Below are 23,464 nucleotides of genomic sequence, written 5' to 3'. Positions count from 1 at the left end.
ATGGATTTCGGAACGATCATCGAAATTCTCGATAGCGCCGTTCGCCTCGGCACGCCGCTGCTGCTCGCCTGCCTCGCGGGCCTGTTCTCGGAACGCGCGGGCATCTTCGACATCGGCCTCGAAGGCAAGATGCTGATGGCCGCCTTCTTCTCCGGCGCGGTCGCGGCGGTGACGGGCAATGCGTGGCTTGGCCTTCTCGCAGGCGTCGGAGGCTCGATGAGCCTCGCCTTCGTGCATGGCCTCGCCTCGATCACCTTCCGCGGCAATCAGCTGATCTCCGGCGTCGCGGTAAACTTCCTTGCCTCGGGCTTTACCGTTCTGATCGCGCAAAGCTGGTTCCATCAGGGTGGTCGCACGCCGCAACTCTCGGGCAACGGGCGCTTCGATCCGATCACCCTGCCCGGCGCCGACGCGGTCCAAGATGTACCCTTCCTCGGTCCGATCTATTCGAACCTGATCTCGGGACACTCGATCCTCGTCTATGTCGCCTTCGCGATGGTGCCGATCACCTGGTGGGTGCTGTTCCGCACCCGCTTCGGCCTGCGCCTGCGCGCGGTGGGCGAGAACCCGGAATCGGTCGACACCGCAGGCATCTCGGTCATTCGGATGCGCTACACCGCCGTCGCCATCACCGGCGTTCTGGCGGGTCTGGGCGGCGTCTATCTGGCAACCGGTCTGGCGGCTGGCTTCGTGAAGGAAATGACCGCCGGGCGCGGCTATATCGCTCTCGCGGCTCTGATTTTCGCGAAATGGCGGCCCGTTCCGGCGCTTGGGGCCACGATGCTCTTCGGCCTGCTGGAAGCGATCTCGAACCGCTATCCGAATATCGATCTGGGCGTCGTAACCCTGCCGATCCAGTTCATGCAGGCGGTGCCCTACATCCTCACCGTGATCATCCTCGCGGGTTTCATCGGCAAGGCGATCCCGCCGCGTGCAGGGGGGCAGCCCTATGTCAAAGAGCGCTGAACTCGCGCAACTGATCCGCGAGCGTGCGGGCGACGAGGCCCCGCGCCTCGGCCTGATCCTCGGCTCCGGCCTCGGCCATCTGGCCGAGGAGGTCGAGGGCGTGGCGATCCCCTATTCGGAGCTTCCGGGCTTTCCTCATGCGGGCGTCTCGGGACACAATCCGAAGCTGGTGATCGGCACGCTCGAAGGCGTCCGCGTCGCGGTTTTCGGCGGTCGGGTTCACTATTATGAACACGGCAATCCCGCCGAGATGCGCCTGCCGCTGGAGATCCTCAAGGAGCTCGGCTGCGAGCGCCTGCTGCTGACCAATGCGGCCGGCAGCCTGCGCGAGGACATCCAGCCCGGCGGATTGATGATGCTGAGCGATCACATCAACTTCTCGGGCAACAATCCCCTGATCGGCGAGCCCTCGGATGCCCGCTTCGTGCCGCTGACAGAGGCGCATGACCCGGAGATCCGCGCCGGGCTCAAAGCCGCCGCCAAGGCCGAAGGGATCGAACTGCCCGAAGGCGTCTATTGCTGGTTCTCCGGCCCGACCTTCGAGACCCCCGCCGAAATCCGCGCCGCGAAAGTCTTCGGCGCCGACGCGGTGGGCATGTCGACCGTGCCGGAAGTGATCCTCGCCCGGTTCCTCGGCCTTCGCGTCGCCGCCGTTTCCGTCATCACAAATATGGGGGCGGGCATGGCGCAGGAAAATATCAGCCACGAGCAGACCAAGGCGATCGCGCCGATGGGCGCGGCCAAGCTCGAACAGGTTTTGCGACGATATCTGCAACAGTTGTAACCCTGCGGCACGGCGGGGTTTGACTTCGCCTGCCCTTCGGGGACACTAACGATGCAACCTCCTCAGCGGGTGCAGCTCATGCAGATCTACCTGCCCATCGCCGAAGTCTCGGTCAATATCTTCACCCTGCTGGGGCTCGGCGGCATCGTTGGGCTGCTCTCGGGCCTGTTCGGCGTGGGCGGCGGCTTCCTGATCACCCCGCTTCTGTTCTTCATCGGCATCCCCCCTTCCGTCGCCGTGGCCACCGGCGCGAACCAGGTTGTCGCCTCGTCCGTGTCGGGCGTTCTGGCACAGCTCAAGCGCAAGGCGGTCGACATTCCGATGGGGCTCGTGCTGCTGGTGGGCGGCCTGCTCGGCTCGGCCAGCGGCATCTACGTCTTCAACCTGCTGACCGAGCTGGGCCAGATCGACCTCGCGGTGCAGCTTTGCTACGTCGTCTTCCTCGGCCTGATCGGCCTTCTGATGCTGCAAGAGGGCATCCGCACCATCCAAAAGCAGCGCAAGGGCGGTGGCGTGCGCAAGAAACGCGTGCAGCACACTTGGGTCCACAAGCTGCCCTTCAAGTTCAAGTTCCGGGCCTCGGGCCTCTATATCTCGGTGATCCCGCCGCTGCTCGTCGGGGTCGCAGTCGGTATCCTCGCGGCGATCATGGGCGTCGGCGGCGGCTTCATCATGGTCCCGGCGATGATCTATCTGCTGAACATGCCGACCAAGGTCGTGATCGGCACCTCGCTGTTCCAGATCCTGTTCGTGTCGGCCTTCACCACGCTGATGCACGCGATCACCAACCAGACGGTCGACGTGATGCTGGCGCTCCTGCTGATCGTCGGCGGCGTGATCGGTGCACAGATCGGCTCGCGTCTCGGCGCGCGCCTCAAGGCGGAACAGTTGCGCATCCTTCTGGCGCTGCTGGTGATCCTCGTCGCGGGCAAACTCGGCCTCGACCTCGTGCTGCATCCGAGCAACCTCTACTCCATCGCGACGGGAGGCGAATGATGATCCGAGCCGCCCTCCTCGCCCTCGGCCTCTGCGCTGTCGCCCTGCCCGTTCTGGCACAGGACCAACAGGTTCTGCCCGCGCGTCCGGGCATGCCGATCACCAATCGCCCCGAACCCGATGAGCAGATCGTGGCGGGCCTCAGCCGCGACAATATCGGGATCACCACTTCCTTCGACGGCAGCCAGATCCTGATCTACGGCGCCATCAAACGCGAGAAGCCGGAGCCCGAAGGGCAGAAACTCGCGGTGATCGTGACGCTCGAAGGGCCGCTCGGCCCGGTCACCATCCGCAAGAAATCGCGTGAATTCGGGATCTGGGTGAACACGGCTTCGGTCGGCGTCGCCGCAGCCCCCAGCTATTACGCCGTCGCCACGTCCGGCCCGCTCGGCGGCATCCTCGATCGGCGCACCGACACCCAGCAGCGGATCTCGATTCCGCTCGCGATGCGCGCTTTCTCCGGTCCGATCACCGTCGACGATTCGATCCCCTTCACCGAAGCGCTCGTCGATATCCGAAAGGAGCAGGGGCTCTACAAGCTCGAGACCGGCGGCGTGCATATCGTGGACAACACGCTGTTCCGCGCCGATTTCGCGCTGCCTGCGAACCTCACCGAGGGCGACTACAAGACGCGTATCTTCCTGCTGCGCGACGGCAAGCTGGTGGACAAATACCAATCCGCGATCGAGGTGCGCAAAGTCGGGCTGGAGCGCTGGCTCTACACGCTCGCGCATGAGAACGCGGCGCTCTACGGGCTCTTGTCGCTGGCGCTTGCCGTCTTCGCAGGCTGGGCCGCCGCCGCGATCTTCCGCTTCGTGCGTTAACCGCGCCCGACGAAGGGCATCGCGCTCGCCATCACCGTCATGTTGAGCACATTCGCCTCGAGCGGCAGCCCGGCCATGTGCAGCACCGAGCGCGCGACATTGGCCACGTCCATCGTGGGCTCCGCCGTCTTGGTCGCCGCCGAATCCATATTGGCCAGTAGCCCCGTGCGCGCGTTGCCGACGTCAATCTGGCCGCAGGCGATGTCGAAATCGCGCCCGTCCAGCGCGATCTGCTTGGTCATACCGTTGATCGCGTGTTTGGTGGTCGTATAGGCGAGCGATTTCGCGCGCGGCACCTGCCCCGAGATTGAGCCGTTATTGATGATCCGCCCGCCGCGCGGCGCCTGCTTGCGCATCTGCGCGAAAGCGGCCCGGGCACACAGGAACATCCCCGTCAGGTTCACCGCGATACAGGCGTCCCAATCCTCCAGCGTAACCTCGTCGGGCAAGGCCGCAGACGGGAACATCCCGGCATTGTTGAACAGCACGTCGATCCGCCCGAACTTGGCGACCACCTCGGCGAAGGCGCGCTCCACCGCTGTTGCATCGCTCACATCGCAAGCCACCGCCAGCCCGTCGCCTTGCGCGGCGACCTCCGCCAGCTTGTCCTCCGAGCGCGCCAGACAGGCGACCTGCCAGCCTTCGGCCAGCGCGGCCTCTGCCACTGCGCGCCCGATCCCGGCGCTCGCCCCGGTCACCACCATCACGCCCATCTCGCCCCTCCTTCGCCTTGGCTCAAATATCCCCGCCGGAGGCTCCTGCCCTATCCGTCCTGCGGTTCGGCTTTCAGTTCCAGCTTACCGCCGCCTTTCGGCAGGTCGTCAATGGTCAGCGGCGCCGAGGGCCGCGCCAACCGCGCCCGCACCACCCACAAGAGTCGATGCTGCGCCCGGGTGATCGCGACATAGGCGAGGCGCTTCCACAGCGGGATGCCCGCCTCGATGCGCCCTGCCCGGTAGGCGGCGTAGATATCGGGCGCGAAGACCTGCACGTCTTCCCATTGCGAGCCCTGCGCCTTGTGGATCGTCACCGCCGCGCCATGCAGGAAGGTCGCGCCCATCCGGGCCGCGAACGGAATGAACGGCTCCTCCTCGTCCGGCATTTCGATCTTCACGATCGAGGCCGCCGAGAGCCGCGGATCTTCCGCCCCCATCACATGCAGCCGCGAGAAACCGGGCTTCTTGCCGGGGCCGAGATAGATCACCTGCGCGCCCTTGATCAGACCGCGCGCCTCCAGATCGATCCGCTTCTTGCGGTGCTTCACCGGCAGTTCGATCCCGTCGCAGATCAAGGGCTCGCCCGGCAGCATCATGTCGGCTGGCGCGGAATGCGCGGCGCGGAAGGCGTGGATCAGCCGGATGCGCGTGGCGTTGCGCCAGACCAGCACCGGCGAGCGCGCCATCAGATCGCTCTCCACCCGCTCGGCCCAGACGACGCGGTCGTCCTTGGCGGCGGCCTTCTCGATCTCACGCTCGAATTGCTCGAAGGTCAGGTTCTCATCGCCGAGCATATGCGCCAGATCGAGGATCGGGTTATCCTCGGCCTGCCGGTGGATGCGGTGCAGGATGTGTTTTCGCTCGTCGGGCAGACGCTCGAACACCATCTCGCCCGACTGGTTCACCGGCGCCAGCTGCGCCGGGTCGCCGAACAGCACCAGCGTCGGGAAAATTTCGCGCAGATCGTCGAACTGGCGCTCGTCGAGCATCGAGGCCTCATCGACAAACCCGATATCGAGCGGGTCTTCGCGACGCTTCCAGCCATTGATGAAATCCGAGCCGCGCAGCCCCGCCGAGGCCAGCGCCGCCGGGATCGATTTATGCAGCTCGTAGAAGGCTTTCGCCCGGTCGAGCGTCGCTTCGGTCAGGCCCATCTCGATCAGCAATTCGGGCTTGGGCCGCTCGCCCTGCCCGGTCAGCCATTCCGCGATCCGCTCGTATTCGGGATCGTAGACGGGGGTGTAGAGAATGCGATGGATCGTCGTCGCGGGCACGCCGCGCGAGCGCAAGACGCTCGCCGCCTTGTTCGTGGGTGCGAGGATCGCCAGCGTGCGCTTTTCGCGGCGCCGCTTGCCCTCGAAATCGCCCGAGACCAGATCGACGCCTGCCGCCTCCAACGCTTTATAGAGCTCCGCCAGAAGCAGCGTCTTGCCCGACCCCGCCTTGCCGATCACCGAAAGCACGCGATTGCTGCCGCTTTCCGGCGTCATCGAGCCTTCGAGAATATCGACCCCTGCCGCCTCGAGCGCGGAAGCAACGGCATCCCAAGCCTCGGCCTGGTCCTCGGAAAACTGGATCATGGGGGGCGTCATGGCGCGACCTTACCTGCGCGCCTTAGCGGGCGGAAGGGCGAAAGGGCGCGGTTTTCGCGGGGTCCGACGCCGGGAGCCTCCGGCGGGGATATTTGGGTCGAGAAGAAGACGCCTGCTCCTTCCCGATCCCAAACGGGCTGCGCGCTCAGGCGGCCTTCTCGGCCGGGGTTGCGAGCGTCACGATATCCATCATGATCCGGTTCAGCTCGAAATCCTTGGGCGTATAGACGCGCGCGACGCCGAAGCTCAGCAGTTTCTTCGCGTCCTCATCCGGGATGATCCCGCCGACGACGACCGGGACATGGTCGAGGCCAGCGGCGCGCATCCGCTCCATCAACTCCTCGATCAGCGGCATATGCGAGCCCGACAGGATCGACAGCCCCACCACATGCGCCTCGTCCTCGATGGCTTTGGCGACGATCTGTTCCGGCGTCAGGCGAATGCCGTCATAGGTGATGTCCATGCCGCAATCGCGGGCGCGGAAGGCGATCTGCTCGGCGCCGTTCGAGTGGCCGTCGAGGCCCGGCTTGCCGACGAGGAATTTCAGACGACGGCCCAGCTGCGAGCTCACCGCATCCACGGCCTCGCGGATATCGTCGAGCCCTTCGGTCTGGTTCGAGGGCGAGCGCGAGACCCCCGTGGGGCCGCGATACTCGCCATGAACGGCGCGCATCACGCCTGCCCATTCGCCGGTGGTCGCGCCCGCTTTCGCGGCAGCGATCGAAGCTTCCATGATATTCTTGCCAGCCTTCGCGTCCGCCTTGAGTTGCGCGAGCGCATCCTGCACCGCGGCCTCGTCACGCTCGGCGCGCCAGGCGTTCAGACGGTCGATCTGCTCCTGCTCCACCGCCGGGTCAACAACCATGATGCCGCCATCTCCTGCGGTCAGCGGCGAGGGCTCGCCCTGCTGCCAGCGGTTCACGCCGACGACGATGGTCTCTTCGGCTTCGATCCGGTTGATCCGCGCGGCGTTCGATTCCACCAGACGCGATTTCATGTAGTCGATCGCGGCGATTGCCCCGCCCATCGAGTCGAGCGTCTCCAGCTCGGCCCGCGCGCCGTCCTTCAGCGCCTCGACCTTCGCACTCACCGCCGGGTTGCCGTCGAACAGATCGCCATATTCCAGAAGGTCGGTCTCATAGGCCATGATCTGCTGCATCCGCAGCGACCATTGCTGATCCCAGGGGCGCGGCAGGCCGAGCGCTTCGTTCCAGGCGGGCAGCTGCACCGCGCGGGCGCGCGCGTTCTTCGACAGCGTCACGGCCAGCATCTCGATCAGGATGCGGTAGACGTTGTTCTCGGGCTGCTGTTCGGTCAGGCCGAGCGAGTTCACCTGCACGCCATAGCGGAAACGGCGGAATTTTTCGTCCTCGACGCCGTAGCGGTCTCGGCAGATCTCGTCCCACAGCTCGGTGAAGGCGCGCATCTTGCACATCTCGGTGACGAAGCGGATGCCCGCATTCACGAAGAAGGAGATGCGCCCGACCATCGCGGGGAAGGCCTCTTCCGGCACCTTGGTTTTCAGATCGTCCAGCACCGCAATCGCGGTCGCGAGCGCGAAGGCCAGCTCCTGCTGCGGCGTCGCCCCGGCTTCCTGCAGGTGATAGGAACACACATTCATCGGGTTCCATTTCGGCAGGTGCTCGCGGGTATAGGCCGCGACATCGGTGATCATCGCGAGCGAGGGCTTCGGCGGACAGATATAGGTGCCGCGCGAGAGGTATTCTTTCACCAGATCGTTCTGCACCGTCCCCTGCAGCTTCGACACATCCGCACCCTGCTCCTCGGCCACCGCGATATAGAGCGACAGGAGCCACGGAGCCGTCGCGTTGATCGTCATCGAGGTGTTCATCTGCTCGAGCGGGATCTCATCGAACAGCGCACGCATGTCGCCCAGATGGCAGACCGGCACGCCGACCTTGCCCACCTCGCCGCGCGACAGGACATGATCGCTGTCATAGCCGGTCTGGGTCGGCAAATCGAAAGCCACCGAAAGCCCCGTCTGCCCCTTGGAGAGGTTGTTGCGATAGAGCGCGTTTGAGGCGGAGGCCGTGGAATGGCCCGCATAGGTGCGAAACAGCCAGGGGCGGTCTTTGGCGGGCATCGTGTCGGTCATGGCGGCCTCCATCGGAATACGAATCTTCGCTGCGCAATATTGTTGCGCGTTGAGATGGTTTAAATTGAATTTTGTGATCCTGTCAATTCGCTGCAACGCGGCGTGACTGGTTTCACGCAGCGTCCGCGACGCGAAGCTTTATAAATAGGGGTTTGCTCGCATCTCGAAAATCGCGAGGGACATAAAATTACAAAAACGGAACGTGAGGGATTGAAAAGTTGCGCGGCCATGCGTATCCCTCTGAACGAACACCGCCCGATTCTGCGGCGCGGCAAGGACAGACAGGAGAAAGCCATGGCCCTTGATCAGGAAACCGGTATCGCGCCCTACGATGCGCCGGAGAAGGACCTTTACGAGATCGGCGAGATGCCGCCCCTCGGCTACGTCCCCCCGAAAATGTACGCTTGGGCGATCCGTCGCGAACGTCATGGCGAGCCCGAGCAGTCGTTCCAGCAGGAAGTCGTCGACACTTGGGAGATCGACAGCCACGAAGTGCTCGTTCTCGTGATGGCCGCGGGCGTGAACTATAACGGCGTCTGGGCCGGTCTCGGCGTGCCGATCTCGCCCTTCGACGGCCACAAGCAGCCCTATCACATCGCGGGCTCGGACGCGTCCGGCATTGTCTGGAAGGTGGGCGACAAGGTCAAACGCTGGAAAGTCGGCGACGAGGTGGTGATCCACTGCAACCAGGACGACGGCGACGACGAGGAATGCAACGGCGGCGACCCGATGTTCTCTCCCTCCCAGCGGATCTGGGGCTACGAGACGCATGACGGCTCGTTCTCGCAATTCACCCGCGTGCAGGCGCAGCAGCTGATGCCGCGCCCGAAGCACCTGACCTGGGAAGAGGCCGCCTGCTACACGCTGACGCTGGCCACTGCCTACCGGATGCTGTTCGGTCACCACCCGCATGAGCTCAAGCCGGGCCAGAACGTGCTGGTCTGGGGCGCCTCGGGCGGTCTGGGTTCCTACGCGATCCAGCTTGCGAATACCGCAGGCGCGAACGCGATCGGCGTGATCTCGGACGAGAGCAAGCGCCAGTTCGTGATGGATCAGGGCGCCAAGGGCGTGATCAACCGCAAGGACTTCAAGTGCTGGGGCCAGCTGCCCACGGTCAACACGCCGGAATATAACGAGTGGCTGAAAGAGGCCCGCAAGTTCGGCAAGGCGATCTGGGACATCACCGGCAAGGGCGTGAACGTGGACATGGTCTTCGAACACCCCGGCGAGGCGACCTTCCCGGTCTCGACGCTGATCGTGAAGAAGGGCGGCATGGTCGTGATCTGCGCCGGCACGAGCGGCTTCAACTGCACCTTCGACGTGCGCTACATGTGGATGCACCAGAAGCGCCTGCAGGGTTCGCACTTCGCCAACCTCAAGCAGGCGGCCTCGGCCAACAAGCTGATGGTGGAGCGGCGTCTGGACCCTTGCATGTCCGAGGTTTTCCCGTGGGATCAGATCCCGCAGGCCCACACCAAGATGCTGCGCAACGAGCACAAGCCGGGCAACATGGCCGTGCTGGTGCAGGCGCCGAAGACCGGGCTGCGCACCTTCGAGGACGCGCTGGAAGCGGGCCGCCGTAACTGACCACCCATTGTTGTTTCACGGGAAACCCGCGCTCGGGAGGGCGCGGGTTTTCTTTTGGGGGTTGAAGGGGGGGGCGCCCTTGGCGCGGGGCGACCAGCCCCGGGCCGCGCCCGACCCTCCCCCCGGGAGGGCGCATTGGCGGCGTCATCGCGGGCACGAATGACTTACGGGCTTGCGAGATAAAGCGCGCAGCCACGCGCCGATCAAAGCACCCACCCAAGGCTCGGGCGCGCTCCTCACCCCCCAAACGAAAAACGCCCGGCCGATCCGACCGGGCGCTTAGGGCTCTCTTGCCTGCTCTCAAGCGGCCTCGTTCGCATCCTCGGGCTGCTTCGCGCCGGTCATGTAGGCCACCGCATCCGACATCGAATGGTTCTTGGGATCGATCACGCAGAGCCGCTTGCCCAGCCGGTGGACGTGAACCCGATCCGCCACCTCGAAGACGTGCGGCATGTTGTGCGAGATCAGGATGATCGGCAGACCTTTTGCCTTGAGATCAAGGATCAGGTTGAGCACCTGACGGCTCTCCTTCACGCCGAGCGCCGCCGTCGGCTCGTCCATGATGATCACTTTCGACCCGAAAGCCGCCGCGCGAGCCACGGCCACGCCCTGACGCTGACCACCCGACAGCGTCTCGACCGCCTGATCGATATCCTGAATGGTCGCCAGCCCCAGATCGTTGAGCTTCTCTCGGGCGAAGGCGCGCATCGCGGGCTTGTCGAGCATCCGCAGCCATTTGCCCATCGGACCGGCGCGGCGCAACTCGCGCCCGACGAACATGTTGTCCACGATCGACAGCGCGGGAGAGAGCGCCAGCGTCTGATAGACCGTCGCGATCCCGGCATCCTGCGCCTCGAGCGGGCTCTTGAAGGAGATCGGTTTGCCTTCGAGTTTGATCTCGCCCTCGTCGGCCGTAACGGCCCCGGAAATCGCCTTGATGAGCGAGGATTTCCCGGCCCCGTTATCGCCGATCACGGCCAGGATTTCGCCCGGGTAGAGATCGAAGTCGCACTCGTCGAGGGCGGTGACGCGGCCATAGCGTTTGACCAGACCGCGTGCGGTGAGAATGGGTTCTTGCGTCATGCCGAAACCTTTCTGATCCATTGGTCGATAGCGACCGCGATGATGATGAGCCAGCCGATGGCGAAGACCTGCCAGAGCACGTCCACATTCGCGAGCCGCAGCCCCGACTGGAACACGCCCACGATCAGCGCCCCGAACAATGCGCCGAGGATCGAGCCGCGCCCGCCGAAGAGCGAGATGCCCCCGATCACCACGGCGGTGATGGAATGCAGGTTCGCCTCGTAGAAGGCCTGCGGCGAGATCGATCCCACGCGGCCGATCGAGGCCCAAGCTGCGATCGCGCAGACGAGACCGGCCAGACCGTAGACCGACAGCAGCGTGCGGTCGGTGCGGATGCCCGCGAGCTCCGCCGCCTCCTTGTCGTCGCCCACGGCATAGACGTGGCGGCCCCAGGCGGTCTTGTTCAGCAGATACCAGAGCACGAGGAACACCACGACCATCAGGACCGACCCATAGGTCAGCCGCGCATTGCCGACGGTAATCGTGTTGCCGAAGAATTTCAGAAGGGGCGCGAACTTGTCGATATCCTGCGAGCGGATCGACTGCGCGCCCGAAAGCCACAGGTTGAGCGCGTAGAAGATCGACCAGGTGCCGAGCGTGGTGATGAAGGGCGGCAGTTTCACCTTGGTGACGAGGAAGCCGTTCAGCAAACCGGCGCCGGTGCCGCCTGCGAAGGAAATCAGTAGCGCGATCGGTGCGGGCACGCCCATGTAGACGGCAAGGTTGCCGGCGATCACCGACATCAGCACCATGATCGCGGCCACCGACAGGTCGATGCCTGCGGTCAGGATGATCAGCGATTGCGCCGCAGCCAGCATCCCGATGATCGAGACCTGCTGCATGATCAGGGTCAGGTTGAAGGCCGAGAAGAACTTGCCCCCTGCGACCAGGCCGAACACGGCGACGGACAACAGAAGCACGATCACCGGCACCATCGTCGGATTGCCGTGCAGCCCGTGCTGGATCGTGCCGAGAAGCCCGCGTTTCTTACTCTTGAAGGCCGCGACGGTCTTGTCGCTTTGGTCGAGGCCGTGCTCGAAGGACTGGCCGCGAGGCGGAACGGTCTGGGTCATGTCCGTTATCCTCTTTGTGCAATGTGGGGTGAAGGGCCGTCACGCGGCCCAAAGGAAAGGGCCACCGCGCGGGGCGGCCCTTCCGGTCTTTCAGGCGGGGATCAGCCCCAGCACTGCTTCAGGCCTTCTTCAGACGAGATCGAGTCGATGCCGTCGACCGGCTGGTCGGTGATCAGCGTCACGCCGGTGTTGTAGAAGTCGAGACCTTCGGAGTTCTGCGGCTTGGTGCCGTCCTTGGCGAAGGCCGCGATCGCTTCGATGCCCATCGAGGCCATCTTCAGCGGGAACTGCATCGAGGTCGCGCCGATGATGCCTTCCTTGACGTTCTGCACGCCCGGGCAGCCGCCATCGACCGAGACGATGATCGCCTGATCCTGCATGCCGACCGATTTCAGCGCCTCGTAGGCACCGGCGGCAGCGGGCTCGTTGATCGTGTAGACGACGTTGATGCCCGGATCCTTCTGGAGAAGGTTCTCCATCGCGGTGCGGCCGCCCTGCTCGTTGCCGTTGGTCACGTCATGGCCGACGATGCGCGGATCGTCTTCGTCGCCGATCTTCTTCTCGTCTTTGATGTCGATGCCGAAGCCCTTCATGAAGCCCTGATCGCGCAGGTAATCGACCGAGACCTGGCTCGGGTTGAGGTCGAGGAAGCCGATCTTCGCATCCGCAGCCTTGTCGCCCATTTTCGCCTTGGCCCACTGACCGATCAGCTCGCCTGCCTTGAAGTTGTCGGTGGCGAAGGTCGCATCGGCGGTGTCGGCGGGCTCGAACGGGGTGTCGAGCGCGATCACCAGCGCACCGGCCTCGCGCGCCTTCGTAACCGCAGGCGCAAGCGCACGGCTGTCGGACGGGGTGATCAGGATACCCTTGGCACCGGCCGCGATGCAGCTTTCGACCGCCGCGACTTGGCTTTCCACGTCGCCGTCGAGCTTGCCCGCATAGGTGTTGAGCGTGATGCCCATCTCTTTGGCCTTGGCCGAGGCCCCCTCTTTCATCTTCACGAAGAAGGGGTTGGTGTCGGTCTTGGTGATCAGGCAGGCGGTGGTTTCCGCCCAAGCGCCCGTCGCCATCAGACCGAGCGCGGTTGCACCGAGAATTGCGGTTTTCTTCATCATGTCAGGTCTCCTCCCAGAAACAATTCAGCCGTCTCTCCGATCGGCTTCGAGGCAAATCATGTGCGAAGACAGGGCGACTCGTCAATAGATAAATCACGTGGATTTATTAATTGACAGAACACCCTCTGGAAGCCGATAAATACTCAGCGTAACTTAAGCGCGAGCAGCCTCGGAGAATGAACTGTGCCCCAGCGCGTGATGGAAATGATCAAGACCGCCCCGGTAAAAATTGGCACGGATCATTCCTCGATGCGCAACCGCAACGAACGGCTGGTGATGTCGCTGATTCGCCGCCGTGGCGCCTTGGCGAAATCAGAGATCGCGCGGATGACGGGCCTCTCGGCGCAGACCGTTTCCGTCATCATGCGTGCGCTCGAAGATGAAGGCTTTCTGCTGCGCTGCGACCCGGTGCGCGGCAAGGTCGGTCAGCCCACGGTTCCGATGCGCCTGAACCCCGAGGGCGCTTATTTTCTGGGCCTGAAAGTCGGACGTCGCCGCAGCGAAGTGATCCTGATCGACATGATGGGCACACCGATCTCGCGCAGCGTCTCGCGCCACGACTACCCCACCGCCGCCGACACCATCGCCTTCGCCATCGACGCGATCGCGCGGATGGTGACGGAATTGCCCGCCTCGAAACGCGAACGCATCTCGGGTCTCGGCATCGGCGCGCCGTTCCGGATGTGGGACTGGGGCGTCGCGCTCGGCCTCGACGAAAGTGCGATGGCCGATTGGCGCGAGCGCGACATCCGCGCCGAGCTGGAAGCGATCTATCCCTTCCCCGTGGTGCTGGAAAACGACGCCTCCGCCGCATGTTCGGCAGAGCTGTTGCTGGGCGATCAGACCCTGCCGGACGATTTCCTCTATGCGTTCGTGGGCTTCTTCGTCGGCGGAGGACTGGTGATGAACGGCTCGCTTGTGACCGGTCCCAACAACAATGCGGGTGCACTTGCGTCGATGCCGGTGCCCGATGGCAAGGGCGGGCAATGCCAGTTGCTCGACGTGGCCTCGCTCTCAGCCATCGAGACAGCCATGGCGGAGCGCGGTCTCAATGCGAGCTTCCTCTGGGAGCGGCGCGACGAGTGGGAGCTTCCCGAAGACATCGTCGACGACTGGCTCGCGAAAGCGGCGCGCGGTCTCGCGACTGTCGCCGCCTCCTCGGCTGCGCTGTGCGATCTCGATGCGATCGTGATCGATGGCTGGATGCCTGACGATTTGCGCGCGCGGCTCGTCGCCGCCACCGAAGCGGAACTGGCGAAGATCAACCTCTCGGGCGCGGGCGTTCCGATCGTGCGCGAGGGGCAGGTGGGCCCCGATGCCCGCGCGCTGGGGGCTGCAACCCTGCCGCTGAGCCTGCGTTTCCTGACCGAGATCGACCTGCCCGATCAGGCCGACTGACCCGGCGCGGCGAAGCACAGCGAAACGATCAGGCCGGGCTGGTTGTCGGACAGCTCCAGCTCAGCCTCGTGCAGCCCTGCCACCGCCTGAACCAGCGCAAGCCCCAGCCCATTGCCCGGCGTCGTGCGCGAGCGTTCCAGCCGATAGAGCCTACGCAGAACCTTCTCGCGCTCCGCCGCAGGAATACCGGGACCATGATCGGCGACGCTGAGAATGATTGCGCCGCGCTCGCGAGACAGGCGCACCGCGATCTGCGGCGCGGGCCCACCATGGCGGATCGCGTTCTCGATCAGGTTCGACAGCATCTGCCCCAGCAAGCCCCGGTCGCCGTGCACCATCAGAGGCGCATTGGGCCGTTGCAGGGTCAGCGCCCCGCCCGCCTCTTCCGCACTGGCCTCGTAAAGCTCGGTGATATCGGCCGCGAGCGCGCCCAGATCGACCCGCGCGAACCGCGCCTTCGGACTGCCGCCCTCGATCTGCGCGATCCGCAGGAGAGAATGGAACACTGCCACCGCGCGTTCGGCCTCGGTGCCCGCTTGCTCGGCCAGCGTCCGGGGCGGCGTGTCCTCGGGCAAAGCCTCTTGCAGCTCCGACAGCAGCACAGAAATCCGCTGCATCGGCGTCTTCAGGTCATGGGCGATATCGGCGGAAACCTGACGCAGCGCCGCGACCGTCGCCTCCTGCGTCTCGGCCATCACGTTCAGCCGCGCCCCGATCCGCGCGAGGTCGTCGCCCTTCCGAGCCTTCACCTCGTCGCGCGGCACGCGCGCCTCCAGCCGCCCTTCGGTCAGATCGTCAAGCGTCTCTTCGATCGCGCTCACCCGCTTGCGCGCCCGCATCCCGACCCAAGCGCCATAGGCCGCAGAGACCAGCAGCGACGGCACAAAGGAGAAAACGAGGATCGCGAGGAAGGTCGAGGTCAGTTCCGCAATCGGCGCACGGCTCTCCCCGATCACCAGCAAGCCACCCGCAAGCGGCATCGTCAGCGTGAAATAGCCATGTTTCGAGAGCGGCGCATATTCGGGATGCCGCGAGATGACCCAGCGGTCGCCCTGATGCGTGACCCGCACATTGCCGACCTGCCGCCCGTCCGACATGACGAAGGCGATCGCCCGCTCGGACGGGTCCGAGGCCCGCGCCTCCGCGGAGACGATAACTGAGAGCGTCTCGGGGTTGGCCGCGACCTGAAACACCGCCGTCTGCTGCTTGAGATCGGCGCGGATCGAATCCTCGGTCGAGGAGCGCAGCGCGACATAGGCAAAGCCCAGCGTCACCAGAAGGATCGCGAAGACGATCCCCATCAGCCCCAGCGCCTGCCGCAGCGGCGTCGAGGCAAGGATTTCCGCGCGGTTCAGACGTGCCTTCATCAGCCCTCGATCCGATAGCCCGCGCCGCGCACGGTGTGGATGAGGTCACGCTCGAACGGTTTGTCGACCTTGTTCCGGAGCCGCGAGATATGGGTCTCCACGACATTCGTCTGCGGATCGAAATTCAGATCCCACACGCCCTCCAGCAGCATCGTCCGGGTCTGCACCCGGCCCTTGCGGCGCAGCAGGAATTCCAGAAGCGAGAACTCCCGCGGCAGAAGGTCGATCTCTTGCCCGCCGCGCGTCACCTTGCGCGCGATCAGGTCCATCTTCAGATCGCCCGCCTCGAGCATCACCTGCTCCGACTGCGCCTGCGGACGGCGCGCCAGTGCGGCGAGCCGCGCCGACAGCTCGCCGAAGGCGAAGGGTTTCACGAGGTAATCGTCCGCGCCTGCGTTGAGCCCCTCGATCCGGTCATCCACCCCGCCGATCGCGGTCAGGAAGATGATCGGCGTCGTGACCTTTGCGGCGCGGATCGCGCGGGTGATCGAGAGACCGTCCAGTTCCGGCAGCATCCGGTCGATGATCATCACGTCATAGGTCCCGCCCAGCGCCTGGGTCAGCCCGTCGCGGCCATTCGCGAGATGGTCGACCGTGTGGCCCTCTTCGCGCAGGCCCCGCAGCACGTAATCGGCGGTGGTCGCGTCGTCTTCGATCAACAGCAGTTTCATCGCACTCGCTTTCTCGGTTCGCGACATATGTGGCCGATGCCACCGCACAAGTCACGCACCCCTCCCCTAAAGGTGAAAAGGATAACAGGTCTGCAATCTTCCCGCAGAGTCCCTGACAGGCTAGGCCCTCACATAGGGTGCATACCTGTCAACAAGGAGAGAAACATGCAGGACTTCCGCAAAGCCCCCCTGCTGCGCACCCTCGCCACCACCGCCATGCTCGGCGCAGGCGCCGTTGCGACGAGCGGTCTGGCACTGGTCCCGAACGTGGCCGCCGCCGAAACCTTCACCAACACCGTCGATCTGGTGAAGAAGGTGATGCCCGCCGTGGTCACCATCGAGATCAAGAAGCAGGCCAACGATCAGGAAATGGCCCAGATGGGGATGCCGCAGGATTTCCCCTTCGAGTTCTTCCAGCGTCGTTTCGGCATGCCCGACATGGGTCCGGGTCCCAACGGTCAGGGCCAGCAGATGCAACGTCCTGAGATCACCGGCCTCGGCACCGGCTTCATCATCCAGAAAGACGGCCATATCGTCACCAACGCGCATGTCGTCGACGGTGCCGAGAGCGTGAAGGTCACCTTCTCCGACGGCTCGACCGCAGATGCGAAAGTGATCGGCGAAGACAAGGCCACCGATATCGCCGTGGTCAAGGTCGATACCGACAAGGACCTGCCGACCGTGGGCTTCGGCGACAGCCAGACCGCACAGGTCGGCGAGCCCGTCGTGGCAATCGGCAACCCGTTCGGCCTTGGCACCTCCGTGTCGACCGGCATCGTCTCGGCCAAGGGCCGCGACTTGAAATCGGGCCCGTTCGATAACTACATCCAGACCGACGCAGCCATCAACAAAGGCAACTCGGGTGGCCCGCTCTTTGATGCCCAAGGCGAAGTGATCGGCATGAACACCGCGATCCTTTCGCCCACCGGCGGCTCCGTCGGGATCGGTTTCTCGGTGCCCTCCGACACGATCAAGGGCGTCGTCGCCGATCTGCAGAATGACGGCACCGTCAAGCGCGGCTTCCTCGGCGTGCAGATCCAGCCGGTCAGCGAAGACATCGCGGCGGCGCTGGGTCTCGACAAACCCGAAGGCGTCCTCGTGGCCGATGTGTCGTCCGATACGCCCGCGAAGAAAGCTGGCCTGAAGCGCGGCGACATCATCGTCGGCGTCGATGGCAAGCCGATGAAAGAGCCTCGCGATCTGACCCGTGCGATCGGGTCCGACGCGCCGGGCACCGAAGTGCAGCTCTCGCTGCTGCGCGCGAACAAGCCGCTCACGCTCTCCGTCACTCTTGATGAGCGGCCCACCGAGAAGACCAAGTCATAATACTTGACGTCTATCGGTTAGAAGGCACGCCCGGAGCATCTGCTTCGGGCGTGTCTTTTAGTTTGGAGGGTCAGTTTGCGCCGTTGGGCGCGGCAGTCGATGCGGGCGCGGGCGCAGCGTCGGAGGTCGGCGGCGCGATCGTCTCCGCCACCTGATAAAGCCGCCAGTCGTCCTGCCGGAAATGCCGCTCCGCGATCTGGCTGAGACCGTCGGCGCCCTCGATCGGCTTCGCTGCGAGGATCAGACCGCCGGGATGATCCGCCATCCAGCGCCCCAGATCGGCGCTGTTGTCGAGCACCGTCACGGGTTTCTCAAGCCGCGCGACGAACGAGAACTGTCCCGCATAGCCGCGATCGGTGGTGGCCACGCCATTTTCGGAATGCGCGGCGATCAGGCTCGCGATCGGGGCCGGATCATAGACTTTCCAAAGGATCGGCCAGACCATGATCTGAATGGCGATCAGCACGAGCGGTGCGACGAAGGCCTCGGCGAACCAGCCCTGCCGCGCCTTGAGCACGATCAGCGCACCACCCACGAGAAGCGCCACACCCGCGATCACGAAGAGCCACGAGCCGGTGCCCTCGGGCAGATCCGGGAACGCCCCGAAATGCACCGCCGCGGCAGCGATCGCCGTCGCCACGCCGGGCAGGAGCCATAGCAGCCGCAGCCAGCGCATCCGATGCTCCGCGGTGGGCAGCAGCCCTGACAGGATCAGCGCCAGCGCGGGCAATTCGGGCACGAGGTAATGCGCCTGTTTGCCCGAAATCAGCGAGAAGGCGACAAAGGCGGTGACGAACCAGACCGTCGCCAACCGCGAACCCGCATCCTCCCAGAGCCGCGAGGGTTTGAAGGTGGCCAGCCCCGCGCGGCTCCAGCCCCACGGCCAGAGGAAAAAGGGCAGCAGCGCCACGAAGAACCAGACGGGGCGACCGTGGGCGAAGCTTTCCACCATCCGCCCGGCGCTTTGCTTCCACAGGATCTGCTCGCGATACTCCGCGCCGCCGAAGATGATCGCGGGCCCGAGCCACAGCAGCACGATGCCGAAACCGATCAGAAAACCGATCCCGATCCGCGCATACCATTGTTTGAGCGCGGGCCGCTCTGTCCCGGTCGCCCAAAGCGGCATCAGAAGCGCAGTTGGCAGCACATGCACCAGGATCACCGGCCCCTTGGCAAAGACGCCGAAGGCCAGCGCGATACCAAGCCCGATCACCGGCGCGAAGCGATCGGTGTCGCGCATCACCCAGACCGCGAGCATCCCCAGCAGCGTCGCCGCCGTCAGCATCGTGTCGAACATCGTCGTGGAGCCGAACAGCAGGAACACCCCGCTCGTCCCAAGGATCAAAGCGGCGAGCCCGGCACGCTCGGGTTCCTCCGGCCAGAGCCTGCGCGCGAGCATCGCCACCAGCCCGACCGACAGCAGCCCGAAGGCTGGCGCGACCAGCCGCGCCGCCCATTCGCTGGGGCCCGTGACGCTCCAGACGATATTGATGAGCCAGAACAGAAGCGGCGGCTTGTCGGAATAGATCGCCCCGTTGAGATGCGGCACCAGCTTGGAGCCGCCCTGCCACATCTCCCAGGCGACCGTGACATAGCGCGTCTCGTCGATCGCCATCAGCGGACGCATGATCATCAACACCACCGCGCTCAGCGCGAAAAGGAAAAGCGCCCCGATCAGGGGAACGCGCCAAGCGGTCGAACTCATAGGCGTGTCTTTCTGTCGTCTGTGTCGAAGGGTTCCATACTGCTTGACCCCCGAATGACCTCGCGTGTCAAGGCGCACGACCATCACGGCTTCAGGATAGGCGCTCAAAACTAATTAATAAAAACTTGGAACTGCTCGGAGAGGGGCGACGTTGGATGTCCGAAGATACAGAAGGGAGACACGTACCATGAAGAAGATGTTCCTCATCCTGCCGCTCAGCGCCACCGTTGCCGTTGCAGGCTGCCAGATGTCGCAACAAGACCGCGCCGCCGCGACCGGCGGTGTTGCCGGTGCCGCGATCGGCGCTGCTGTTTCGGATGACGGCGACCGCGTGCAGAACGCCGCGATCGGCGGCGCAGTCGGCACCGTTGCCGGCGCTCTGATCGGCAAAGCCAACCAGCCGGGTCAGTGCCGCTATCGCGACTCCTATGGCCGCGAGTACATCGCGCCCTGCTAAGGCCCCGCCACAGGTAACCTCGAAAACCGTTCGGACCCTCATCCGAACGGTTTTTTCATGCGCGCATGGCGGGATGTCCCGCAGACGTGACAAGCGCGGATTGTCGCACGCCATTGCCGCAGACCCTCTGCCCGGCTATCTCCACAGCCAAACGCGACAGAGGAAAAGACCCCAAAATCCCTATGACAGACGCCACGACCGAAGCGCCGAAGCCGAAAGCCGTTCTTGCCCGTATCGCTCAGCCGGTGGCGGGGAAGTTGAAGCTCGCCGGTTGGCTCGGCGTAGCCTCGGCGCTGATCTGGCCCGCGCAGGCCGCTCTGATCGGTCTGGTGCTGGGCGATCTGGTCGCGCCCGGGGTTAGCCCCGCGCTTTCGCCGCTTGCCGGGGCCGCGGGTTTCGTGGCGCTGGCGCTCGTGCGGATTGCGCTCGACTGGGTTTCGCAGAAGCTTTCCGCCGATGCCGCCGAGGTCGTGCTGCGTGAAAGCCGCGAGACGTTGATCCGAAAGGCGCTGCGTCAGGCCAGCGGGGCCGCCGCGCTGTCGCCCGCGGAATTGGCCTCGCTCTCGGCGGAGAAGCTCGGCGCACTCGGCCCTTGGGCCACGCGCTACCAGCCCGCCTTCCTGCGCGCCCGGATCATCCCCCTCGCCTTCATCCTGCTCGCCGCCACGCAAAGCTGGGCGGTCGCGGGCATCTTGCTGATCGCAGGGCCGCTGATCCCGCTCTTCATGGCACTTGTGGGCATGGCCGCGCAGGACGCCTCGGAAAAGCAGATGGTCGAGATCGGCTCGCTCAACCGGCTGCTGATTGATCGGATCGCCGCGATCACAGATCTGCGGCTTCTCGGCGCGGAGGCCCGCTCGCGTGCCGATCTGGAGACCAAATCCGAAGACCTGCGCGTCCGCACGATGGCGGTTCTGCGGGTGGCCTTCCTCTCCTCGACGCTTCTGGAACTGTTCGCCGCGATCGGCGTGGCGCTGGTCGCGGTCTATGTCGGCTTTTCGCTGATCGGCTGGATGAACTTCGGAACTTGGGGCAGCAAGATGACCCCGGCCGAGGGGATTTTCCTGCTGATGATCGCGCCCGAGTTCTTCCAGCCGCTGCGTGATCTGGCCGCCGCATGGCATGACCGGGCAGCCGCGCTCGCCGTCGCCTCCGAGCTGGAGACGACCGAGACCGAAATCGCAAAGGCCAACACGCTGATGGGCACCGGCGGCGAAGGCACGGCGCCGCGGCTGGGCGCGCTGCATTGGCATGGTCTGCAAATCCGCCCCGGCGAGGCCTCCGATCCGATCCCCCTGCCCGATGGTGATATCGCGCCGGGCGAGGCGGTGGCGATCACCGGGCCGTCGGGCGCAGGCAAGACGACGCTTCTGACCGCGCTGGTCGGGCTGATCCACCCCGAGGGGGGCGAGATCACGCTGGGCGACACCGCGCTGACCGAGCAAAACGCTGATGACTGGCGCGCGGCCTTCGGCTGGATTCCGCAAAGCCCGCGATTCGCCGATGCGAGCCTGCGCGAGCTGATCACGCTGAACCGTCCCGGCGATCTCGAGGCTGCGCTGGACGCGGCGCAGGCGACCGAGGTCGTCGCGGGCCTCCCCGGCGGGCTCGACGCCCGGCTGGGCGACATGGGCGGCGGCGTCTCGGGCGGCGAGGCGCGGCGTCTGCTGATCGCGCGGGCCCATTATGCGGGCCGCCCGATCGTGCTGGCCGACGAGCCGACCGCCGATCTCGATGCCGAGACAGGCGCCAAGGTCATCGCGGCGCTGCTGGCGCTGCGCGCCCACGGCTCCACCTTGATCGTCGCGAGCCACGACCCCGCGCTCGTCGCCGCGATGGACCGCCAGATCGACTTGGAGGGCGCAGCATGAAAACGCTTCTGACCCTCACCGCCCGTCTGATCGCCGATCAGAAATGGGCCTTCAGCCGGGGCCTCGCGCTGTCCTTCCTCGTGCTCGCGATGGGGGCGGCTCTGCTGGGCCTGTCGGGCTGGTTCATCACCGCCTCGGCCTTGGCCGGGATCACGGGGCTGGGCCTCAACTTCAATTTCTTCACCCCCTCGGCAGGCGTGCGCGGGTTGGCTTTGGGCCGCGCGGTCTCGCGCTATGGCGAACGGTTGCTGACCCATGACGCCACGCTGCGCGCGCTGGCCAAGCTGCGCATCGACCTGATGGATGGCGTCTCGCGCCGCCCGCATGAGGAACAGGCGCGGCTGCGCGGTGCGCAGGCGCTGAACCGGATCACCTCGGATGTGGATGCGCTGGACGGCGTGCTTCTGCGACTGGTGATCCCCTTCCTCGCGGGCGGCATGGTGCAGATCGCGGCGCTTCTGATGCTGTGGTGGCTCGAAGGGCTGCCGATCGGGCTTGCGGTCTTCCTGATCTACCTGCTGGGCGGCGGGCTCGGGCTGATCTGGGTGGCCCGCGCCGCCCGCCACGATGCCCGCGCCGCCGAGACCGCACTGCAAAACATCCGCCGCCGCGCGCTGGAGACGATGCGAGCACGGGCCGATCTCGCCGTGGCCGGACAGTTGGAGGCTGCCACGGCGCAGACCTTGGCCGAGGTCGAGGCCGAGGCGCTGGCGCGGCGCAATCTCGAGGCGCTCGACCGGCGCGTGGGGGCCGTGATTTCCGCCACCACCGCGCTTGCCGGAGCCGCCGCCCTGGCCATTGCCGGGCAGATGGCGCTGGCCGGGCAGATCACGCCCGCCCGCGCTGCGATGGGCCTGTTCGTCGCGCTGGCGCTGGCCGAGTCGCTGATGTTGCTCCGTCGCGGCATGGCAGAGATCGGGCGGATGCAGGAGGCGGGCGCGCGGGTCATCGACCTGACCGATACGCCCGAGCGGCCGCAGCCCGACGGCCACGCCCCCACTGATACCAACGCCCCGCTGATCGAGTCGCGCAACGTGGCCTTCACCCGCGCCAAGAGCGCCGCGCCGCTCTTTTCCGATCTGACCTTCAGCCTCGCGCGTGGCGAGACGGTGATGCTTGCCGGCCCTTCGGGCGCGGGAAAATCCACCGCGCTCGCCGTGCTGTCCGGCCTTCTCAAGCCGTCCGGCGGCGAGGTCACGGTAATGGGCCGCACGCTGCCCGACTGGCCCGAGGGCGACCTGCGCGATGTGCTCACCATGGTTCCGCAGCGCAGCCAGCTGATCGGTGGCACCATCGCCGAGAACCTCGCGCTCGCCCTGCCGCCCGAGGCGCAGCTCGATGAAGACGCGGCCTGGGCCGCACTGCGCGCCGTCGCGCTCGATGAGGTGATCGCCGCGCGCGGTGGTCTCGAGGCACGGCTCGGCGAAGGCGGCACCGGACTTTCGGGCGGTCAAACGAAACGTCTGGCGCTGGCCCGTGCGGCTTTGCGCCAACCTGATATCCTGCTGCTGGACGAGCCGACCGAGGGGCTCGACGCGCCGACGGCCGCCGCGACTCTCTCCGGATTGCGCGCGCTTTTGCCCGACGCAGGCTTCCTTCTGGTGTCTCACAGACAGCCCGATCAGAGCGCCGCCAGGGGCACCATCGCGCTGAAATGACGCACGACCTGCGACAATAAGTCCTTAATTTCATGTGACATATTGTCGTTCACGGCTCTTCACACCTCCGTGCGACACATCGTCAATTTGATTTGGCTCAATGTCAGGCGCAGACCGCCCGCCCATAAGCTGCATCCAGGAATAATATTTCCGAGAAAC

At 65.4% G+C, this 23,464-nt stretch carries 19 protein-coding genes; 10 read left to right on the top strand and 9 right to left on the bottom strand.

Annotation, left to right across the window (positions count from 1 at the left end; translation table 11 throughout):
- From ACZ7GB_RS16230 to ACZ7GB_RS16215, 4 genes are all read left to right on the top strand, one after another.
- On the top strand, positions 1–966 hold the full coding sequence (locus ACZ7GB_RS16230; protein WP_078549367.1) for an ABC transporter permease: 966 nt from the start codon (positions 1–3) through the stop codon (positions 964–966).
- Positions 950–1,750 carry a purine-nucleoside phosphorylase gene (locus tag ACZ7GB_RS16225; RefSeq protein WP_472159519.1) on the top strand — a complete coding sequence of 267 codons (801 nt, stop codon included), beginning with the start codon at positions 950–952 and terminating at the stop codon, positions 1,748–1,750. The genes ACZ7GB_RS16230 and ACZ7GB_RS16225 overlap by 17 nt, the downstream gene beginning before the upstream one ends.
- 78 nt (positions 1,751–1,828) lie before the next feature.
- Positions 1,829–2,746 carry a sulfite exporter TauE/SafE family protein gene (locus ACZ7GB_RS16220; protein WP_078542579.1) on the top strand — a complete coding sequence of 306 codons (918 nt, stop codon included), beginning with the start codon at positions 1,829–1,831 and terminating at the stop codon, positions 2,744–2,746.
- Positions 2,746–3,570: a TIGR02186 family protein gene (locus ACZ7GB_RS16215; protein ID WP_472159517.1), complete on the top strand. Its 825-nt coding sequence runs from the start codon at positions 2,746–2,748 to the stop codon at positions 3,568–3,570. The genes ACZ7GB_RS16220 and ACZ7GB_RS16215 overlap by 1 nt, the downstream gene beginning before the upstream one ends.
- Here ACZ7GB_RS16215 and ACZ7GB_RS16210 read toward each other — a convergent pair.
- The 3 genes from ACZ7GB_RS16210 to ACZ7GB_RS16200 all read right to left on the bottom strand — a co-directional run bounded on the left by ACZ7GB_RS16210 (position 3,567) and on the right by ACZ7GB_RS16200 (position 7,994).
- A complete protein-coding gene (locus tag ACZ7GB_RS16210; RefSeq protein ID WP_472159515.1) occupies positions 3,567–4,283 on the bottom strand; it encodes an SDR family oxidoreductase in 717 nt (238 codons plus the stop codon). The two genes, ACZ7GB_RS16215 and ACZ7GB_RS16210, sit on opposite strands and share 4 nt — an antisense overlap.
- Positions 4,284–4,333: 50 nt before the next feature.
- Complete coding sequence (locus ACZ7GB_RS16205) at positions 4,334–5,878, bottom strand: ATP-dependent DNA helicase (RefSeq protein WP_472159513.1); 1,545 nt, start codon at positions 5,876–5,878, stop codon at positions 4,334–4,336.
- A gap of 145 nt (positions 5,879–6,023) precedes the next feature.
- Positions 6,024–7,994 (bottom strand): protein meaA, encoded by a 1,971-nt coding sequence (locus ACZ7GB_RS16200; protein ID WP_472159511.1) that lies wholly within the window; start codon positions 7,992–7,994, stop codon positions 6,024–6,026.
- Positions 7,995–8,288: 294 nt separating this feature from the next.
- Here ACZ7GB_RS16200 and ccrA point away from each other — a divergent pair, with 294 nt between their 5' ends.
- Positions 8,289–9,581: a crotonyl-CoA carboxylase/reductase gene (gene ccrA, locus ACZ7GB_RS16195; protein WP_078542614.1), complete on the top strand. Its 1,293-nt coding sequence runs from the start codon at positions 8,289–8,291 to the stop codon at positions 9,579–9,581.
- 300 nt (positions 9,582–9,881) lie between these two features.
- On the opposite strand, the gene ACZ7GB_RS16190 is transcribed toward ccrA, so the two are convergent.
- From ACZ7GB_RS16190 to ACZ7GB_RS16180, 3 genes are all read right to left on the bottom strand, one after another.
- A complete protein-coding gene (locus ACZ7GB_RS16190) occupies positions 9,882–10,664 on the bottom strand; it encodes an ATP-binding cassette domain-containing protein (RefSeq protein ID WP_078521408.1) in 783 nt (260 codons plus the stop codon).
- Complete coding sequence (locus tag ACZ7GB_RS16185; RefSeq protein ID WP_078521410.1) at positions 10,661–11,737, bottom strand: ABC transporter permease; 1,077 nt, start codon at positions 11,735–11,737, stop codon at positions 10,661–10,663. The genes ACZ7GB_RS16190 and ACZ7GB_RS16185 overlap by 4 nt, the downstream gene beginning before the upstream one ends.
- A 101-nt stretch (positions 11,738–11,838) precedes the next feature.
- A complete protein-coding gene (locus ACZ7GB_RS16180) occupies positions 11,839–12,849 on the bottom strand; it encodes a sugar ABC transporter substrate-binding protein (RefSeq protein WP_078521667.1) in 1,011 nt (336 codons plus the stop codon).
- Between the two features lie 186 nt (positions 12,850–13,035).
- Here ACZ7GB_RS16180 and ACZ7GB_RS16175 point away from each other — a divergent pair, with 186 nt between their 5' ends.
- Complete coding sequence (locus tag ACZ7GB_RS16175; RefSeq protein ID WP_472159510.1) at positions 13,036–14,250, top strand: ROK family transcriptional regulator; 1,215 nt, start codon at positions 13,036–13,038, stop codon at positions 14,248–14,250.
- On the opposite strand, the gene ACZ7GB_RS16170 is transcribed toward ACZ7GB_RS16175, so the two are convergent.
- On the bottom strand, positions 14,238–15,617 hold the full coding sequence (locus ACZ7GB_RS16170; RefSeq protein ID WP_078549379.1) for a sensor histidine kinase: 1,380 nt from the start codon (positions 15,615–15,617) through the stop codon (positions 14,238–14,240). The genes ACZ7GB_RS16175 and ACZ7GB_RS16170 overlap by 13 nt on opposite strands.
- Positions 15,617–16,288, bottom strand: a complete 672-nt coding sequence (locus ACZ7GB_RS16165; protein WP_472159508.1) for a winged helix-turn-helix domain-containing protein — start codon at positions 16,286–16,288, stop codon at positions 15,617–15,619. Before ACZ7GB_RS16165 ends, ACZ7GB_RS16170 begins: the two co-directional genes overlap by 1 nt.
- A gap of 165 nt (positions 16,289–16,453) precedes the next feature.
- Between ACZ7GB_RS16165 and ACZ7GB_RS16160 the strand changes: the two genes are divergently transcribed.
- Positions 16,454–17,614 carry a Do family serine endopeptidase gene (locus ACZ7GB_RS16160; protein ID WP_078549381.1) on the top strand — a complete coding sequence of 387 codons (1,161 nt, stop codon included), beginning with the start codon at positions 16,454–16,456 and terminating at the stop codon, positions 17,612–17,614.
- 70 nt (positions 17,615–17,684) lie between these two features.
- Here ACZ7GB_RS16160 and ACZ7GB_RS16155 read toward each other — a convergent pair whose 3' ends face one another.
- Positions 17,685–19,319 carry an ArnT family glycosyltransferase gene (locus tag ACZ7GB_RS16155; protein ID WP_472159506.1) on the bottom strand — a complete coding sequence of 545 codons (1,635 nt, stop codon included), beginning with the start codon at positions 19,317–19,319 and terminating at the stop codon, positions 17,685–17,687.
- A gap of 187 nt (positions 19,320–19,506) precedes the next feature.
- Between ACZ7GB_RS16155 and ACZ7GB_RS16150 the strand changes: the two genes are divergently transcribed.
- The 3 genes from ACZ7GB_RS16150 (at position 19,507) to ACZ7GB_RS16140 (ending at position 23,305) form a co-directional block, all read left to right on the top strand.
- Complete coding sequence (locus ACZ7GB_RS16150) at positions 19,507–19,776, top strand: YMGG-like glycine zipper-containing protein (protein WP_075776878.1); 270 nt, start codon at positions 19,507–19,509, stop codon at positions 19,774–19,776.
- 182 nt (positions 19,777–19,958) lie between these two features.
- Positions 19,959–21,647: a thiol reductant ABC exporter subunit CydD gene (gene cydD / locus ACZ7GB_RS16145; protein WP_472159504.1), complete on the top strand. Its 1,689-nt coding sequence runs from the start codon at positions 19,959–19,961 to the stop codon at positions 21,645–21,647.
- Positions 21,644–23,305 carry an amino acid ABC transporter ATP-binding/permease protein gene (locus tag ACZ7GB_RS16140; protein ID WP_472159503.1) on the top strand — a complete coding sequence of 554 codons (1,662 nt, stop codon included), beginning with the start codon at positions 21,644–21,646 and terminating at the stop codon, positions 23,303–23,305. Before cydD ends, ACZ7GB_RS16140 begins: the two co-directional genes overlap by 4 nt.
- Positions 23,306–23,464: the final 159 nt, after the last annotated feature.

This window comes from Thioclava sp. PTB-PU3-1 (assembly GCF_055666785.1).
Note: the sequence above shows the minus strand (reverse complement) of the source record. Positions and strands in the feature narration are given on the sequence as shown.